Source organism: Arsenicicoccus sp. UBA7492 (assembly GCF_002479615.1).
GTDB classification, from domain to species: Bacteria; Actinomycetota; Actinomycetes; order Actinomycetales; family Dermatophilaceae; genus Arsenicicoccus; species Arsenicicoccus bolidensis.
Genome location: NZ_DLOE01000043.1, coordinates 54,437 through 71,330, shown reverse-complemented (window position 1 = coordinate 71,330; position 16,894 = coordinate 54,437). Strand labels below are relative to the sequence as shown.

17 protein-coding genes and 1 riboswitch are annotated in these 16,894 nt (G+C 71.8%); of the genes, 8 read left to right on the top strand and 9 right to left on the bottom strand.

Annotated elements, in window-relative coordinates; genetic code table 11:
- Positions 1–42: 42 nt before the first annotated feature.
- The 3 genes from B4E97_RS12740 to B4E97_RS12730 all read right to left on the bottom strand — a co-directional run bounded on the left by B4E97_RS12740 (position 43) and on the right by B4E97_RS12730 (position 2,568).
- On the bottom strand, positions 43–468 hold the full coding sequence (locus B4E97_RS12740) for a DUF3151 domain-containing protein (RefSeq protein ID WP_019284977.1): 426 nt from the start codon (positions 466–468) through the stop codon (positions 43–45).
- Between the two features lie 12 nt (positions 469–480).
- Positions 481–1,509 carry a class II fructose-bisphosphate aldolase gene (fbaA, locus tag B4E97_RS12735; RefSeq protein WP_029210793.1) on the bottom strand — a complete coding sequence of 343 codons (1,029 nt, stop codon included), beginning with the start codon at positions 1,507–1,509 and terminating at the stop codon, positions 481–483.
- Positions 1,510–1,860: 351 nt separating this feature from the next.
- Entirely contained in the window at positions 1,861–2,568 is a 708-nt protein-coding gene (locus B4E97_RS12730; RefSeq protein ID WP_286960122.1) for a TrmH family RNA methyltransferase, read from the bottom strand.
- Positions 2,569–2,698: 130 nt separating this feature from the next.
- Here B4E97_RS12730 and B4E97_RS12725 point away from each other — a divergent pair, with 130 nt between their 5' ends.
- Positions 2,699–3,379, top strand: a complete 681-nt coding sequence (locus B4E97_RS12725; protein WP_019284980.1) for a DedA family protein — start codon at positions 2,699–2,701, stop codon at positions 3,377–3,379.
- A gap of 86 nt (positions 3,380–3,465) precedes the next feature.
- Here the strand turns inward: B4E97_RS12725 and B4E97_RS12720 are convergent, their stop codons facing one another.
- The 3 genes from B4E97_RS12720 to B4E97_RS12710 all read right to left on the bottom strand — a co-directional run bounded on the left by B4E97_RS12720 (position 3,466) and on the right by B4E97_RS12710 (position 5,861).
- Positions 3,466–4,323 carry a LemA family protein gene (locus tag B4E97_RS12720; protein ID WP_286960121.1) on the bottom strand — a complete coding sequence of 286 codons (858 nt, stop codon included), beginning with the start codon at positions 4,321–4,323 and terminating at the stop codon, positions 3,466–3,468.
- 154 nt (positions 4,324–4,477) lie between these two features.
- The gene (gene pyrE, locus B4E97_RS12715) at positions 4,478–5,047 is read right to left on the bottom strand and encodes an orotate phosphoribosyltransferase (RefSeq protein ID WP_286960120.1); all 570 of its coding nucleotides are present in this window, start codon (positions 5,045–5,047) and stop codon (positions 4,478–4,480) included.
- A 37-nt stretch (positions 5,048–5,084) separates the two neighbouring features.
- Complete coding sequence (locus B4E97_RS12710) at positions 5,085–5,861, bottom strand: SDR family NAD(P)-dependent oxidoreductase (protein WP_286960119.1); 777 nt, start codon at positions 5,859–5,861, stop codon at positions 5,085–5,087.
- Between the two features lie 48 nt (positions 5,862–5,909).
- On the opposite strand from B4E97_RS12710, the gene B4E97_RS12705 reads away from it, so the two are divergent.
- Positions 5,910–6,704, top strand: a complete 795-nt coding sequence (locus B4E97_RS12705) for an exodeoxyribonuclease III (protein ID WP_286960118.1) — start codon at positions 5,910–5,912, stop codon at positions 6,702–6,704.
- Between the two features lie 22 nt (positions 6,705–6,726).
- On the opposite strand, the gene B4E97_RS12700 is transcribed toward B4E97_RS12705, so the two are convergent.
- Complete coding sequence (locus B4E97_RS12700) at positions 6,727–6,990, bottom strand: hypothetical protein (RefSeq protein WP_286960117.1); 264 nt, start codon at positions 6,988–6,990, stop codon at positions 6,727–6,729.
- A gap of 330 nt (positions 6,991–7,320) precedes the next feature.
- Positions 7,321–7,419, top strand: a riboswitch (TPP riboswitch).
- Between B4E97_RS12700 and thiM the strand changes: the two genes are divergently transcribed.
- From thiM to tenA, 4 genes are all read left to right on the top strand, one after another.
- Complete coding sequence (gene thiM / locus B4E97_RS12695; RefSeq protein WP_239261263.1) at positions 7,409–8,233, top strand: hydroxyethylthiazole kinase; 825 nt, start codon at positions 7,409–7,411, stop codon at positions 8,231–8,233. (Overlaps the previous riboswitch by 11 nt.)
- The gene (gene thiE, locus B4E97_RS12690; RefSeq protein WP_286960116.1) at positions 8,230–8,949 is read left to right on the top strand and encodes a thiamine phosphate synthase; all 720 of its coding nucleotides are present in this window, start codon (positions 8,230–8,232) and stop codon (positions 8,947–8,949) included. The genes thiM and thiE overlap by 4 nt, the downstream gene beginning before the upstream one ends.
- Positions 8,946–9,767 carry a bifunctional hydroxymethylpyrimidine kinase/phosphomethylpyrimidine kinase gene (gene thiD / locus B4E97_RS12685; RefSeq protein ID WP_286960115.1) on the top strand — a complete coding sequence of 274 codons (822 nt, stop codon included), beginning with the start codon at positions 8,946–8,948 and terminating at the stop codon, positions 9,765–9,767. Before thiE ends, thiD begins: the two co-directional genes overlap by 4 nt.
- Positions 9,768–9,770: 3 nt before the next feature.
- The gene (gene tenA / locus B4E97_RS12680; protein WP_286960114.1) at positions 9,771–10,418 is read left to right on the top strand and encodes a thiaminase II; all 648 of its coding nucleotides are present in this window, start codon (positions 9,771–9,773) and stop codon (positions 10,416–10,418) included.
- A gap of 18 nt (positions 10,419–10,436) precedes the next feature.
- Here the strand turns inward: tenA and B4E97_RS12675 are convergent, their stop codons facing one another.
- Positions 10,437–11,888 carry an amino acid permease gene (locus B4E97_RS12675; protein WP_286960112.1) on the bottom strand — a complete coding sequence of 484 codons (1,452 nt, stop codon included), beginning with the start codon at positions 11,886–11,888 and terminating at the stop codon, positions 10,437–10,439.
- Between the two features lie 157 nt (positions 11,889–12,045).
- Between B4E97_RS12675 and B4E97_RS12670 the strand changes: the two genes are divergently transcribed.
- Both B4E97_RS12670 and bioD read left to right on the top strand, forming a co-directional pair.
- The gene (locus tag B4E97_RS12670) at positions 12,046–13,377 is read left to right on the top strand and encodes an adenosylmethionine--8-amino-7-oxononanoate transaminase (protein WP_286960109.1); all 1,332 of its coding nucleotides are present in this window, start codon (positions 12,046–12,048) and stop codon (positions 13,375–13,377) included.
- Positions 13,378–13,390: 13 nt separating this feature from the next.
- The gene (gene bioD, locus B4E97_RS12665; protein ID WP_286960108.1) at positions 13,391–14,098 is read left to right on the top strand and encodes a dethiobiotin synthase; all 708 of its coding nucleotides are present in this window, start codon (positions 13,391–13,393) and stop codon (positions 14,096–14,098) included.
- A 38-nt stretch (positions 14,099–14,136) separates the two neighbouring features.
- Here bioD and clpB read toward each other — a convergent pair whose 3' ends face one another.
- Positions 14,137–16,701 carry an ATP-dependent chaperone ClpB gene (gene clpB, locus B4E97_RS12660; protein ID WP_239261253.1) on the bottom strand — a complete coding sequence of 855 codons (2,565 nt, stop codon included), beginning with the start codon at positions 16,699–16,701 and terminating at the stop codon, positions 14,137–14,139.
- Positions 16,702–16,894: the final 193 nt, after the last annotated feature.

Here is a 16,894-nt window from a genome sequence, read left to right as displayed (position 1 = left end):
GAGGGCGCGCTCTCGTCATACCTGTGTCGGCAGACGGCAGGGTCACTCCTGCGGAGGGACCAGGCCCATCTGGCGCGCCGCCTCCATCGAGGAGTCGCGCAGCAGCTGGGCGCAGCGCTCCCGCTCGTCCTCCTCGCCGATGGCGTCCGCCGCGTAGGCGAGCGCTGCGACGGCACAGAGGAATCCGCGGTTGGGCTCGTGCTCCCAGGGGACCTCACCCTGACCGCGCCAGCCGGCGCGACGCAGCGAGTCGAGCCCACGGTGGTAGCCCGTGCGGGCGTAGGCGTAGGCCTCGACCGGGCGCCCACCCTGCAGGGCGGACTCCGCGAGCGTGGCCCAGGCCAGCGACGAGGTGGGGTTGGCCGCGGCCACGGCCATGGCGTCCTGCCCGGACGCGAGCGACGCGGCCGCCGGGTCCACCGGCAGCCGCGTCGGCTCGGGCCCCAGCAGGTTGGGGCGCTCAGTCATGCAGTCCTCGACTCACTTGTGGGTGCCGGCGGAACGCAGGTTCTCGCAGGCCTCGATGACACGGCGGGCCATGCCGGCCTCCGCCTCCTTGCCCCACGCGCGCGGGTCGTACTGCTTCTTGTTGCCGACCTCGCCGTCGATCTTGAGGACGCCGCTGTAGTTCTTCAGCATCCAGTCGGCGACCGGGCGCGTGAAGGCGTACTGGGTGTCGGTGTCGACGTTCATCTTGATGACGCCGTAGTCGACCGCGTCCGAGATCTCCTGCGGCAGGGAGCCCGAGCCGCCGTGGAAGACGAGGTCGAGCGGCTTGTCGCCCTTGTCGGTGCCGTACTTGGCGACGATCGCGTCCTGGCACTCCTTGAGGATCTCGGGGCGCAGCTTGACGTTGCCCGGCTTGTAGACGCCGTGCACGTTGCCGAAGGTGAGGGCGGCCATGTAGCGACCCTTCTCGCCCAGGCCGAGCGCCTCGACGGTCTTCAGCGCGTCCTCGGTGGTGGTGTAGAGCTGGTCGTTGATCTCGTTGGCGACACCGTCCTCCTCGCCACCGACGACACCGATCTCGACCTCGAGGACGACGTCGAGCTTGTTGCAGATCGCGAGGAGCTCCTGGGCGATCTCGAGGTTGCGGTCTAGCGGCACGGCCGAGCCGTCCCACATGTGGGACTGGAAGATCGGGACGCCGTACTTCTCGTAGTTAGCCTCCGACGCCTTGAGCAGCGGGCGGACGAAGCCGTCCAGCTTGTTCTCGGGGCAGTGGTCCGTGTGGAGGGCGATGTTGACGTCGTAGTTCTTGGCGACCTCGGTGGCGTAGGCGGCGAGGGCCAGGGACCCGGTCACCATGTCCTTGATGGTCGAGCCGGAGAGGTACTCCGCGCCGCCGGTCGAGACCTGGAGGATGCCGTCGCTGCCGGCCTCGGCGAAACCGCGGATCGCTGCCGTCGCGGTCTGGGAGGAGGTGACGTTGATGGCCGGGTACGCGAAGGAGCCAGCCTTCGCGCGGTCGAGCATGTCGCGGTAGACCTCAGGGGTTGCGATGGGCATGTGCGGGTTCTCCTTCGGTTGGGCTGTCGGTGACCGGCACGGGGCCGGAGGCACGTTCCCATCCTTCCATCACCGGGCCCAGGACGGCGACCGGCCCCCGCAGGGGTCCACCTGGTGGGCGCGAAACGCCACGGGACGGACACCCGCGAGGGCCGGGACGGTGCTGCACATGCTGCTGGGCACAGTGTGGTGCGCAGGGTGCTGGACACAGTGGTGCGCGATGCACCTCCCCCTCTGGTGCATCGCGCACTTCCAGGCTAGGAGACCCTCACCCCCACGCACATGGGTATCCGTACCTACCTCAGGTAGTCACATCCGCCCGCCTTCGCACCCCAGGCCGATGGACCTACCTCAGGTAGGCATGTCCGCCCACCTTCGCACCCACGCGTGCATCGCGATCGCGGCAGCCGCGCCGGCGTTGATCGACCGCGTCGACCCGAACTGCGTGATGTGCACGACGGCGTCCGCGGCGTCCAGCAGCTCGCTCGTCAGCCCGGGCCCCTCCTGCCCGAACGCCAGCACGCACCGCCGCGGCAGCTCGAAGGTCTCGAGCGGCACGCTCCCGGACACGTTGTCGACCGCGATCAGCGGTATGCCGTCCCGCCCGCTCTCCAGCGCGTCACGCTCCTGCGCGCGGCACCAGGCGACGAGATCGGCGACGTCCGGGTGGTGGATCTCGTGCTGGTAGCGGTCTGTGACCATCGCGCCGCGACGGTTCCAGCGGCGACGGCCCACGACGTGGAAGGCAGCGACGTTGAACGCGTTGGCGGTGCGGATCACCGACCCGATGTTGAGGTCGTGCTCCCAGTTCTCGACGGCGACGTGCAGCTCGTGCCGCGTCTCGTCCAGCGCCGCCACGATCGCCGCCATCGTCAGGTAGCGGAAGCGGTCCTCCACGTTGCGGCGGTCGCCGTCCCGCAGCAGCTCCGGGTCGTAGCGGGGGTCCGGTGACCCGTCCGGCCGCGTGGGCCAGGGTCCCGGCCAGGGCCCGACACCGATCGCCGCCGCCCGCCCGCCGCCCGTCGTCGCGACTCCCCCGCCGGATGCCTGATCGCTCACGGGCGGCAGGCTATCGGCATACGGCCTCGGTCCCCGCCCGGCGAGGGAGCGGCCGGGTCGAGGAACCCTCCCGCCGCCACAGCGGTGCGACAGCGGGGGGACAGGAATCCCCCGTACCCTGGTCGGCGTGATGATCCCCGAGCTGATGTCCTCCCTGAGCTGGATGGACCCGCAGTACCTCCTCGACAACTACGGCAACGCCTTCTTCTGGCTCTCCATGGCGATCGTGTTCGTCGAGTGCGGCCTGCTGTTCCCGATCCTGCCGGGCGACTCGCTGCTCTTTGCGATCGGCATGTTCATCAAGCGCGGAGACGTCGACGTCCACCTGGGCCTCGCCCTGGCGCTGCTGTCGATCGCCGCGTTCGCCGGCAACGTGGTGGGCTACGAGATCGGGCGGGCCATCGGGACCCCGCTCTACAACCGCGACGGGCGCTTCCTCAAGAAGAAGTACTTCGACCAGACCATCGCCTTCTTCGACCAGTACGGCAACAAGGCCCTGGTCATCGGTCGGTTCGTGCCGATCGTGCGGACCTTCATCACGGTCGTCGCGGGCGTCGGCCAGATGGACCGCAAGCGGTTCTTCACCTGGTCGGCGGTCGGCGCGGTGCTGTGGGCCTGCGGCGTGACCCTGCTCGGCTACTTCCTGGGCGCCATCCCCGCGGTGCAGAACAACCTCGAGACCGCGATCCTGCTGATCGTCGCCATCTCGGTGCTCCCCATGGTTTTCGAGTGGTGGATGCACAAGCGCCGCAAGGGCCGCGCCACCATCGACCCGACGCCGGGCGCGGGCAGCACCCGCCACGAGGCCTGACCGGGCGAGAGCCGGCCGACCACCCGACGCGACGACGAAGGACGCCGACCCCCTGGATCGGGGGTGGGCGTCCTTCGTGCTGGTGACTACTGCTGGGGCTTGTCCGGCTGGGTGGACGGCCAGCTGAGGGCGCCGCCCTCCTGGTGCGGGTTGGTGTCTGGGACGCCGCCCTGACGACCGGCGCCCTGAGCGTTGTCAGCGGCACCGGCGGGCAGACCGCCGGCCGGGGCGTGAGCGCCCTCCGCCGTGCCCGGCTGACCGAGACCGGGCGCCTGGGCGGGCGCGGCCGGCTGGGCCGGAGCGGCCGGGGTGGCGCCCTGCGAGGGACCACCGTGCTGGGGCTCGGGGGCGGACTCGTAGGTGCGCGGCGAGTTGGTGTCGAAGTTGACCTGAGGGGTGCTGCGCGCCTGCGCCTCGGCCTCGAAGTACTGCTCCTGGTGGATCCCGAACTGCTTGGCGATCATGTTGCTCGGGAAGGACTCGACCTTGGTGTTGAGCTCGCGCACCGTGGCGTTGTAGTAGCGGCGCCCGGAGGCGATGCGGTCCTCGGTGGAGGCGAGCTCCTGCTGCAGGGCCAGGAAGTTCGAGTTGGCCTGGAGCTGCGGGTAGGCCTCGGCGACGGCCATCAGGCGGCCCACGGCGCCGGTGAGCTGCTGCTCCGCGGCGGCGGTCTCGGCGGGGCTGCCCCCGGCGCTGACGGCGGCGGACCGCGCGCGCATCACGTCGTCGAGCGTGCCGCGCTCGTGGGTCGCGAAGCCCTTGACGGTCTCGACGAGGTTGGGGATCAGGTCGTGCCGCCGCTTGAGCTCGACGTCGATCTGGCGCCAGGACTCCTGCGTGCGGTTGCGCAGCCCGATGAGGCTGTTGTGCATGCCGACGAGCCACATGACGATCAGGGCGATGATGACGAGCAGGACGATCAGCGTGATGTGGACGGGTGTCACGTCGGCTCCCTCCAGAGCGGGACTGAGGTCGTGATCAGCCTAGTCGGCCGATCACGGCGGTTGACCGTATGACGAGCCGCCGCCCTCCGGCGTTCCCTGCGGCACCCGGCGGCCGGGACCGCCCCGCCGGTGAGCCGGTGAGCCGGTCAGCCGGTCAGGCGAGGCCGAGCTCCTCCAGGGAGTAGACGTGCAGGTAGGGCACCCCGGCCTCGTCCTGGATGCGCTCGCCGGCGCCGGTCGCGCGGTCGGCGATGGTGGCCACGGCCACCACCTCGGCCCCGTCCTCGCGGGCGGCGGCGACGGCGTCGAGCGGCGAGCCGCCCGTGGTCGTGGTGTCCTCGACGACCAGCACGCGACGACCGCGGATCGACGGACCCTCGATGCGCTGCTGCAGGCCGTGCGCCTTGCCGGCCTTGCGGACGACGAACGCGTCGAGCCGCTCGCCTGCGGCGGCGGACGCGTGCAGCATCGACGTGGCGACGGGGTCGGCGCCGAGCGTGAGGCCGCCCACGGCGTCATACGCCAGGTCCCTGGTGAGGTCGCGCATCACGATGCCGACCAGGGGCGCCGCCTCGCCGTCGAGGGTGATGCGCCGCAGGTCGACGTAGTAGTCGGCCTCCTTGCCGGAGGACAGGGTGACGCGACCGTGGACGATCGCCTTGTCCTTGATGATCTCAAGCAGGCGGGCGCGGGCGTCGGCGGGGTTCGTGGGCGCGGTGTTCATGAGGCCCCAGCCTAGTTGCGGCCCGGCGGGGGCGGGCTCAGCGGGCGGTGCGGCGACCCGAGGCCAGGCGCCCACTGACCCGGCGGACGATCCCCCGCGGCGCCACCTGGACGATTCCCACGACAGCCTTGTAGACCCCGCCGGGCACGCTCAGCGCACGACCGCGGGCGACGTCGTCCAGGCAGTCCTGCACGAGCCGGTCGGCGTCGAGCCACGCGGCGTCGGGCAGGTGGGACATGTTCATCGAGGCCCGCTGGTGGAACTCCGTGTGCGTGAAGCCCGGGCACAGCGCCGTGGCGGTGACCCCGGTGCCCTGCAGCTCGTTGGCCAGGCCCTCGGTGAAGGTCGTGCACCACGCCTTGGCGGCGGAGTAGGTCCCCATCTGCACGAACGACGCCACCGACGAGACGTTGACGACGGCCCCTCGCCCCCGCTCGCGCATCGCCAGCGCCGCGGCCTGCGACACCACGAGCACCGCGCGGGTGTGGATCATCAGGTGGTGCTCCTCCCGCTCGATCGGGGTGCGCAGGAAGTCCGTCTTGAGGCCGTAGCCGGCGTTGTTGACGACGAGGTCCACCGGGCGTGCCTGGTCGGCGACCCGGTCCGCCACGCGCTGCAGCTGGTCGCGCTCGGCGACGTCCGCGACGAGGATCTCGCAGCTCGTGCCGTGCAGGTCCCGCAGGTCGTCGGCGACCTCCTGCAGCCGGTCGCGGTTGCGGGCGACCAGGACGAGGTCGTGGCCGCGGCAGGCCAGCTCACGGACGAAGGCCAGGCCGATGCCGGCGGACGCGCCGGTGACGAGTGCAGTTGCCATGAGCGACAGCGTAGAGGCTTGGCCAGGCGCCTCCGGTAGGTTGGCGAGGTGCGCATCGCAACCTGGAACGTCAACAGCATCCGGACCCGCGTCGACCGCGTCGTCGCCTTCCTCGAGCGCCATGACGTGGACGTGCTGGCCATGCAGGAGACCAAGTGCAAGGACGCGCAGTTCCCGATGCTGCCGTTCGAGCAGGCGGGCTACGAGGTCGCCCACCACGGCCTCAACCAGTGGAACGGCGTCGCCATCGCCTCTCGCGTCGGGCTCACGGACGTGCAGGTCGGCTTCGAGCACATGCCGACGTACGGCGAGCCGGAGCCGGTCGCCGAGGCTCGGGCGCTCGGAGCGACGTGCGACGGGGTGTGCGTCTGGTCGCTCTACGTCCCCAACGGGCGCGAGCTCGGGCACCCCCACTACGCCTACAAGCTCGACTGGCTCGCCCGGCTCAGGGCGGACGGCGAGCGCTGGCTCGCCGAGGACCCCGGGGCCCAGGTCGCGCTCATGGGTGACTGGAACGTCGCCCCGCAGGACGAGGACGTCTGGGACATGGCCTTCTTCGAGGGCAAGACGCACGTCTCGGTCCCGGAGCGCGAGGCCTTCGCGGCCGTGGTGGCCGCGGGCTTCGCCGACGTGGTCCGGCCCTACACGTCCGAGCCCCGCACCTACACCTACTGGGACTACACCCAGCTGCGCTTCCCCAAGAAGCAGGGCATGCGCATCGACTTCTGCCTGGCGAGCCCCGCGCTCGCGAGCCGGGTGACGGGCGCGTCCATCGACCGCGAGGAGCGCAAGGGCAAGGGCGCGAGCGACCACGCCCCGGTGATCGTCGACCTCGACGCCTAGGGGTATCGCCCCGGGCAGCGCCTCAGGCGACGAGCTCCAGCCTGGGGAGCAGGTCCACGCCGTGGGTGCCGACGACGAAGCACCCGAGGTCGATCACCCCCTTCTCCTGCCAGCACCTCTGCGCGACCTCCTGCCACGCGCGATCGGCGGCGATCGCGTGCGCCGGCCCGGGCCGCACGAGCAGGGTGGCGACCGTCGCATGCTCACCCAGCACCTCGGCGACCACCTCGAGGAGCACTCGCACGTGGGCGGGATCGCAGGGGGACGGCAGGTCCCGGAAGGACATGGGGGCGACGAGGTGCCCGTTGAGGTCGCCGACCAGGACGGCGACGTCGGTCGCGCGGCCCGGGCGGCGGCATCGTGGCCTGGATGGCTCGCCGCAGGTGGACGACGTCGCGCATCGAACGTCCCTCGAGCATCTCGTCGAGGGTGAGCGGGATGTCGGCGGTGGTGGGTGTGGTGTCCATGCAGCGATCGTCACCAGCCCCGGGCTGGGCCACCACCCCCGGCCCGGGGCCTGTGGACGACGGCGCGGATCCACGCGTCGGCGGCCGGGCCTGTGGACAACCTCCCGTGGGGCCCCGTGGTCCCCTCGCCGACCGCGTCCGTTAGGGTGCGAGGAGACGCGGGGTGCCTGGCCGTCGGCCGGGCTGAGATCACACCCGTCGCACCTGATCTAGGTCGTGCTAGCGAAGGGACGTCGTATGACGGACGCATCCGTGGACCCGGTGGCCGCAGTCACCCCCGACGAGGTGGCCGAGGCGCTCGCCCGGCTCAGGGCCACCACGCCTCTGGTCCAGAGCCTCACCAACATCGTCGTGGCCCAGTGGACGGCCAACGTCCTGCTGGCCGCCGGCGCCGCCCCCGCCATGGTGGACAACCCGCACGAGGCGGAGGCCTTCGCCCGGGTCGCGGGCGGCGTGCTGGTCAACACCGGGACGCCGTACGACGACACGACGGCCGCCATGCGGGCCGCCGTCACGGGCGCGCAGGCCGCCGGCACGCCGTGGGTGCTCGACCCGGTCGCCGCCGGCGGCCTGGCCTGGCGCACCGGGGTCGCGGTCTCGCTCATGGACCTGCACGCGCCGACGATCGTGCGCGGCAACGCCTCCGAGATCGCGGGGCTGCTGGGCGGTCTCGGAGGTCGCGGGGTCGACAGCGCCGACTCGCCCGAGGAGGTCCTGGACCGCGCCCGCGAGCTCGCCACCTCCCGCCGCACGGTCGTCGCGGTCAGCGGCGCCGTCGACCACCTCACGGACGGCGAGCGCCTGGTCCGGGTGCACAACGGCGACCCCGTGATGACCAAGGTCACCGGGGTGGGCTGCGCCCTCGGCGCCCTGATGGCGGGCTTCGCGGCCGTGTGCGACGACGCGCTGCTCGCCGCCACGAGCGCGACGGGGCTGCTGACGGTGGCCGCCGAGCGCGCCGCCCGCGCGGCTCGGGGGCCCGGCAGCTTCGCCGTGGCGCTGCTCGACGAGCTGAGCCTGGTCACCCCCGACGAGCTCGCCTCCGGGCTGGTGCTCTCATGACCGGTCAGCGGTCCGTCCTCGAGGGACGCGATCTCGACCTCACGCTCTACCTCGTCACCGACACGGCCATGTGCGGCGGCGACGACCAGGTCGCGCGGGTCGCCCGCGCCGCCGTGGACGGGGGCGCGACCCTCGTGCAGGTGCGTGACCCCCGGGCCGACGACGAGCGGATCCTGCGCCTCACGCGGTCGGTGATCCGGGCGCTCGAGGGCACCGGCGTCCCCGTCGTCGTCAACGACCGGGTCGACCTCGTCGAGGCAACCGGGGCCGCGGGCGCCCACATCGGCCAGAGCGACCTGTCCCCCGAGCGGGCGCGCGAGCTCCTCGGGCCCGACCGCCTCCTCGGGCTCTCCTGCCAGACCCCCGCTCACGTCGAGGCGGCCCGGGCCCTGCCCGAGGGCACCGTCGACTACCTCGGCCTGGGACCGGTGTGGGAGCAGGCCACCAAGCCCGACGCCGCGACCCCCGCCGGCCCCGAGGGCATCGCGGCGCTCGTCGCCGCCAGCCCCTGGCCGACGGTCGCCATCGGCGGCATCCACGCGTCGCGCATCGGCCTGCTCCCGGCCACCGGCGTCGACGGGGCCGCCGTCGTCAGCGCCGTCTGCGCCGCGCCCGACCCCCGCGAGGCGGCGGCCACGCTGCTGGCGCGGTGGCGCGAGGCGGCGGAGCGGCATACGGCCCAGGCGCCCGACCGACCACGGGGAGAGGCGCGATGACCGCCCCGACCACGGTCCTCTCCATCGCCGGCAGCGATCCCTCGGGCGGCGCCGGCATCCAGGCCGACCTCAAGACCTTCTCCGCGCTGGGCGCCTACGGCATGTGCGTCATCACCGCGCTCACCGCGCAGTCCACGCAGGGCGTGACCGGGGTGCACGTCGTGCCCGCCGACTTCGTCACCGCCCAGCTGGAGACGCTGCTGGCCGACATCACCCCCGACGCCGTCAAGATCGGCATGCTCGCCGACGCCGAGGTCACCGCGGCCGTCGGACGGGTGCTGCAGCGGCTGCGCGCCGAGGAGGCGGGCGAGACGCCGATCGTGCTCGACCCCGTCATGGTGGCGACCAGCGGCGACAGGCTGCTCGACGAGTCCGCCGTCGCGGCCGTGCGCGAGCTCGTCCCGCTCGCGAGCATCATCACGCCCAACCTGCCCGAGGCCGCGGTGCTGCTCGACGCCGAGCCGGCCGGAAGCGTCGACGAGATGGTCGACCAGGCGCGGGCGCTCGTCGCGGCCGGAGCACGCCGCGCCTACGTCAAGGGCGGACACCACACCGGCAGCGAGCAGGCGACCGACGTCCTCGCCGACGCCCGTGGCCAGGTGCTGATCACGGCCGAGTGGGTGGCCACCCGGCATACGCACGGCACCGGGTGCACCCTGTCCTCCGCCCTCGCAGCCCTGCGTCCACGGCGTCCCGACTGGGAGACGACCTGCCGCGACGCCAAGGCCTGGCTCACCGAGGCGCTGCGGCACGCCGACGAGCTGCACGTCGGGCACGGGCACGGCCCGGTCCACCACTTCCACGACGTCTGGAGCTGACCGATGACCTTCACCACCGACGCCTGGGCGCGCACCGCCGACGTCCGGTCCGCGATCGACGAGCTGCCGTTCGTGCAGGGCCTGGCCGACGGCACGCTCGACCGCGAGCGCTTCACCTACTACATGGCGCAGGACGCGCTCTACCTCGCGGACTACGGCCGGGTGCTCGCGACCCTCGCCGGGCAGGCCACCGACCCCGACGAGATGCTGTTCTGGGCGGAGTCGGCCCGCACCACGGTCGTGGTCGAGCGGGAGCTGCACGGCGCGCACGTCGCCGACCTCGCGGCTGCGCGCCGCTCCCCCAGCTGCCTCGCCTACACGTCCTACCTGTCGTCGCTGACCACCCAGGGCTCGTATGCCGTGGCCGCAGCCGGCGTGCTGCCCTGCTTCTGGATCTACCAGGACGTGGGCGACCACCTGCTGAGCCAGGCCGGCTCGCTCGACGGCCATGCCTACGGCGACTGGATCGGGATGTACTCCGACGAGGAGTTCGCCGCCTCGGTGGGCCGCGCCAAGGCGATCGTCGACCGGTGCGCCGAGGGCGCCGACGACGCCACCATGGAACGGATGCACGAGGCCTACTCCACGGCGGCGCGCTACGAGTGGATGTTCTGGGACGCCGCCTGGCGCCGGGAGACCTGGCCGGTCTGAGTCCCCCGGCGGGTCGGGTCAGTCCACGAGCTCGGTGGTCGAGCTGTCGTGGTGCACACGGTTGCGCACCGCGAACCACGCGCCGACGAGGATGACGAACCAGACGGGTGTGACCAGCAGCGCCTGGAGGGTGTCCTTCTCCTGGGTCAGGAGCACCAGCACCACGGCGAAGAACGCCAGGACGACATACGGCATGAAGTGCGCCCCCGGCATCTTGTAGACCGACCGCGCGTGAGCCTCCGGGTGACGGCGCAGGTAGACGATGTAGCTGAGCAGGATCAGGCCCCAGACGAAGATGAACAGCACGGCCGAGATCGTGGTGACGACCGTGAAGGCGCCCATGACGGAGTCGTCGAGCATGAGCAGGATCGACGTGGCGACCAGCAGCACCGAGACGAACAGGCCGTTCTGCGGGACCTTGTGGCGCGACAGGCGGCCGAACGCGCGGGGCGCCATGCCCTTGTGCGAGAGGCCGTACAGCATGCGTGACGTGGAGAACAGCCCGGAGTTGCAGCTCGACGACGCCGAGGTCAGCACCACGAAGTTCATGACCGTGGCGGCGGCGGCGAGCCCGGCGAGGCTGAACAGGTTGACGAACGGCGACTGCCCGGCGTCGATCTTGTCCCAGGGCGTGACGGTCATGATGACCAGCAGCGCCAGGACGTAGAACACGATGATGCGGACCGGGATCGAGTTGATGGCCCGCGGCAGGGTCGTGGTGGGGTCCTTGGTCTCGGCGGCGGTGGTGCCGACGAGCTCGATGCCGACGAACGCGAACACGGCGATCTGGAAGCCGGCGCCGAACCCGTCGAGGCCCTTGGGGAAGAAGCCGCCACGGTCCCAGAGGTAGGTGATCGAGGCCTTGGTGCCGTCCGGGGAGGTGAAGACCGTGACGAGCATCCAGATGCCCATGATGATCAGGGCGACGATCGCGATGACCTTGATGATCGCGAACCAGAACTCCATCTCGCCGAACAGCCTGACGGTGAGCAGGTTGAGGAACAGCAGGAACCCGAGCATGACCACGGCGAGGACCAGCGAGAGGGGCTTCATCTCGGTGGGGTGGTCGGGGTTGACCCAGAAGTTCCAGTAGCCGGTGACGGCGATGATCTCGGCCATGCCGGTGACGACCCAGCACAGCCAGTAGGTCCAGCCGGACATGAATCCGGCCCAGGGGCCGAGCATCTCGGCGCAGAAGTCCTGGAAGGACTTGTAGTCGAGGTTGTGCAGGAGCAGCTCCCCCATGGCGCGCATGACGAAGAAGAGCATGACGCCGACGGTGAGGTAGACGAGCAGGATCGAGGGGCCCGCGGCGTGGATCGTCTTGCCGGAGCCCATGAACAGGCCGGTGCCGATCGCTCCGCCGATGGCGATGAGCTGGACGTGGCGGTTGGACAGGTTTCGCTGGAGCTGGTCACCGGACTCGGGCGCGGGGTGTGTCCCGGGAGAGTGAGCATCAAGGGTTGCCATGCTGACCTCGCTGTGGTGGGTGCGGGTCCACGACGGTGTGGGACCCCTTTTGGAGTGTATGCGTGGGTCCGCATAGCTCCTCGGGCGGGGTGCAGCCTTGCACACCCCAGGTGAGCGCGGCCGCGAGCTCCGCTGCGCGAGAAGCGATACTGGCGTCATGAACACTGTTCAGGAGACGCTGCTGCGCGACTGGGACCGGGATCACCTCTGGCACCCCTACTCGACCTTTCCCGCCACCACGGCGCCTCACCTCGTGCGCTCCGCCGAGGGGGTGCGGCTGCGGCTGGACGTCGACGGCGAGACCCACGAGGTCGTGGACGCCATGTCCTCCTGGTGGTGTGCCATCCACGGGTATGCCGTCCCGGAGCTCGACGCGGCCGCGCACGACCAGCTGAGCCGGATGAGCCACGTGATGTTCGGCGGACTGACGCACGAGCCCGCGATCCGCCTCGGCCGGCGGCTGGTCGAGCTCGCCCCACGTGGTGACGGCGACGAGTCCCCGCTCCAGCACGTCTTCCTCGCCGACTCGGGGTCCGTGGCCGTCGAGGTCGCCCTCAAGATGGCCTGGCAGCACCACGTCGCCCTCGGGCGGCCCCGGCGACGCATGTTCACGATCCGCGGCGGCTACCACGGCGACACCTTCGCCCCGATGAGCGTGTGCGACCCCGAGGGCGGCATGCACTCGTTGTTCACCGGCGTCCTGCCCGAGCAGGTCTTCGCGCCGCGACCACCCGGCGGCCTCGACCGGGACGGCAGCGATCCCGAGATGGCGGCCTGGGAGCGGGAGACGCGCCGGCTGTATGCCGAGCACGCCGCCGACGCCGCGGCGGTCGTGGTCGAGCCGATCCTGCAGGGCGCGGGCGGGATGCACGTCTACAGCCCGTACGCCGTGCGGGTGCTCGCGTCGCTGGCCCGCGAGTCGGGCGCGCTGCTCGTGGTGGACGAGATCGCGACGGGCTTCGGCCGCACGGGGACGCTGTGGGCCTCGGACCGGTGCGGGATCGTGCCGGACATCATGACGGTCGGCAAGGCCCTGACCGGCGGCTATCTCACGCTGGCGGCGACGCTGTGCACCAGCGAGGTGGCCCGCACGGTCAGTGGCGGCGCGGCCGGGGCGCTGATGCACGGGCCGACGTTCATGGGCAACCCCCTGGCGTGCGCCGTCGCCCTCGCCTCGCTGGACCTGCTCGAGGCCCGCGGCTGGGCGTCCGAGGTCGCCCGCATCGAGCGGGGGCTGCGCACCGGGCTCGCACCTGCTCGATCCCTCCGCCACGTGCGGGACGTGCGCGTGCTGGGCGCCGTGGGCGTCATACAGCTGGACGAGCCCGTCCGGGTCACCGAGGTGACCGAGGCGGCCCTGGACCGGGGTGTCTGGGTGCGGCCGTTCCGGGACCTCGTCTACACGATGCCGCCGTACGCGTGCGCGGACACCGACGTCGCCACCATCACCCGGGCGCTGGTCGAGGCCGTCGCGCTGGCGCACGGCTGAGAGGCTGGTGGCCATGAGCACCGAGAGCACCGCCCCCGTCATCGTCGTCACAGGCACCGGCACCGACGTGGGCAAGACCGTCGCGACCGCAGCCCTCGCCGTCGGGTTCCGCGAGCAGGGCCTGCGCGTGGCCGTGGTCAAGCCCTGCCAGACGGGGGTCGGGCCGGACGAGGACGCTGACCTGGCCGAGGTGCGCCGCCTCGCCGGTGACGTGCAGACGCACGAGCTGGTGCGCCTGCCCGACCCGCTCGCGCCGGACAGGGCCGCCCGGCACGCCGGCATCGACGTCCCGCCGGTGCCGGTCCTGGCGTCCCAGGTCGCCCAGGTGTCGCGGCGCGGGGACGTCGACCTGGTCCTCGTCGAGGGTGCCGGTGGGCTGCTGGTCCGGCTCGACCTGGCCGGTGGCACCCTGGCCGACCTGGCCCTGTGCGTCCAGGAGCTCGGCCTGCGGGTCGGCGTCGTCGTGGTGGCCACCGCCGGGCTCGGCACCCTCAACCACTCGGCGCTGACGGCCGAGGCGCTGCAGCTGCGCGGCCTGGACTGCCTGGGGTTCGTGATCGGCTCGTGGCCCGAGGACCCCGACCTGGCCATGCGGCTCAACCTGGAGGACCTGCCGGAGGTGACCGGCGCACCCCTGCTCGGTCGGATCCCGGCCGGGGCCGGGTCGTGGGACGCCCAGACCTTCCAGGACCGCGCCGGCGCCTGGTTGCCGATCTTCTAGAGCCGCAGCGACCTGGCCAGGGGCGCGTCAGCGCAGAGTCAGCGCAGGGTCAGCGCGTCGGTGTCACCGTCGCGGTCGACGACCACCGTCTGGCCGTCGCGGACGTCGCCGCCGAGCAGCGCCTTGGCGAGGCGGTCGCCGATCTCGCGCTGCACCAGCCGGCGCAGCGGACGGGCGCCGTAGGCCGGGTCGTAGCCGGTGAGGGCCAGCCACTCCCGCGCGGCCTCGGTGACCTCCAGGGTGATCCGGCGATCGGCCAGGCGACGGCCCATCTCGGCGACCTGCAGCTCGACGATGTGGCCGAGCTCCGCCATCGACAGCGGGTCGAAGATCACGACCTCGTCGAGGCGGTTGAGGAACTCCGGCTTGAACGCCGTCCGCACGGTCGCCATGACGGCGTCGCGCTTGGCGGTCTCGTCCAGCGTCGGGTCAACGAGGAACTGCGACCCGAGGTTGGAGGTCATCACGAGGATGACGTTGCGGAAGTCGACCGTCCGCCCCTGGCCGTCGGTGAGACGACCGTCGTCGAGGACCTGCAGCAGGATGTCGAAGGTCTCCGGGTGCGCCTTCTCCACCTCGTCGAGCAGCACCACGCTGTAGGGACGACGCCGCACGGCCTCGGTCAGCTGCCCGCCCTCCTCGTAGCCGACGTAGCCGGGAGGTGCACCCACGAGGCGGGCCACCGAGTGCCGCTCGGAGTACTCCGACATGTCGATGCGGACCATGGCGCGCTCGTCGTCGAAGAGGAAGTCGGCGAGCGACTTGGCCAGCTCGGTCTTGCCGACACCGGTGGGGCCGAGGAAGAGGAAGGACCCGGTCGGACGGTCGGGATCCGCGACCCCGGCCCGCGAGCGCCGGACCGCGTCGGACACGGCCTGCACCGCGGCGGCCTGGCCGATCAGCCGCTCGCCGATGACCTCCTCCATGTGCAGCAGCTTCTCGGTCTCACCCTCGAGCAGACGGCCGGCGGGGATGCCGGTCCACGCGGAGATGACCTCGGCGATGGCGTCGGCGTCGACCTGCTCCTGCACCATCGGCCCACCCGTGGCGACCGCCGAGACGGCCGCCTCGGACTCGGCGGCCTGAGCCGCTTCGACCTCACGCTCGAGGCGGGGGATCTCGCCATACATGATCGGAGCCGCATCGTTGAGCCGGCCCTCGCGGACCATCATGTCCGCGCGCGAGCGTGCCTCGTCGAGCTGAGCCTTGAGCTCACCGACCCGGTTGAGGCCGGCCTTCTCGGCCTCCCAGCGGGCGTTGAGACCCGCGAGCTCCTCGCTGCGGTCGGCGATCTCCTTGCGGAGCCGCGCCAGCCGCTCGCGAGAGGCGTCGTCGGTCTCCTGCTCCAGGTGCAGCTCCTCCATCTTGAGGCGGTCGACCTGGCGGCGGAGCTCGTCGATCTCGACGGGCGAGGAGTCGATCTCCATGCGCAGCCGCGACGCCGCCTCGTCGACGAGGTCGATGGCCTTGTCGGGGAGCTTGCGGCCGGTGATGTAGCGGTCGGACAGCGCGGCCGCGGCCACGAGGGCCGAGTCGGAGATCGCGACCTTGTGGTGCGCCTCGTAGCGCTCCTTGAGCCCACGCAGGATCGCGACGGTGTCCTCGACGGACGGCTCGCCCACGAAGACCTGCTGGAAGCGCCGCTCCAGGGCCGAGTCCTTCTCGATGTTCTCGCGGTACTCGTCCAGGGTGGTCGCGCCGATGAGCCGCAGCTCGCCGCGGGCCAGGAGGGGCTTGAGCATGTTGCCCGCGTCCATGGACGAGTCGCCGGAGGCGCCGGCGCCCACGATCGTGTGGATCTCGTCGATGAAGGTGACGATCTCGCCGTCGGACTGGCGGATCTCGTCGAGGACGGCCTTGAGCCGCTCCTCGAACTCGCCGCGGTACTTGGCCCCGGCGACCATCGCACCGAGGTCGAGGGAGATGAGCCGCTTGTTGCGCAGGCTCTCCGGGACGTCCCCGGCGACGATGCGCTGGGCGAGGCCCTCGACGACGGCCGTCTTGCCGACGCCGGGGTCCCCGATGAGGACGGGGTTGTTCTTGGTGCGCCGGGACAGGACCTGCACGACGCGGCGGATCTCGGAGTCACGGCCGATGACCGGGTCGAGCTTGCCGTCGCGGGCCACCTGGGTCAGGTCCGTGCCGTACTTCTCGAGGGCCTCGAAGGTGCCCTCGGGCGTCGCGGACGTGACCTTGCGGCCGCCACGGACCTGGGGGATCTGCGCCTCGATCGCGTCGGGGTCGAGGCCGAAGCGTCCGGCGCGGGCGACCGCCGCCAGCAGCTGGTCGGTCGAGATGTAGGTGTCGCCCATCGCCGCGGCCGCGTTGCCGGCCTGCTGCAGGACGGACGCGGTGGCCTGGGAGGCCCCGGGGGTGCTGGTGGACCCGGACACGGTCGGGAGGCCGGCGAGCACCTGGGCGGCGGCGCGGCCCACGGCCTGCGGGTCGGCGCCGGACGCGGTGATCAGCGGTCCGGTGGTGGTGTCCTGCTGGCCGAGCAGGGCGAGCAGGAGGTGGGCGGGCTCCACCTGCGCGTGGTGCGCTGCGGTGGCGTCGTGCACGGCCGCGTTGACGGCCTCGGCCGACTTGGTGGTCAGCTCCATGTGGGGCGGCTCCTCTGGTGGGACGGACAAGGGGTGTATGCCGGAAGGCCCGGCCTCACCTGGTGCAACCTCGACAGAGTTGAGCCTATTCCGCTCAACCCTGAATGCGTCGGCCACCGAGCCGTTCCGACGGCCGAACATCGTGCGACATCAGGGTGAACAGCTGGTGACTGCACGCCGCGGCGTCAGGCCC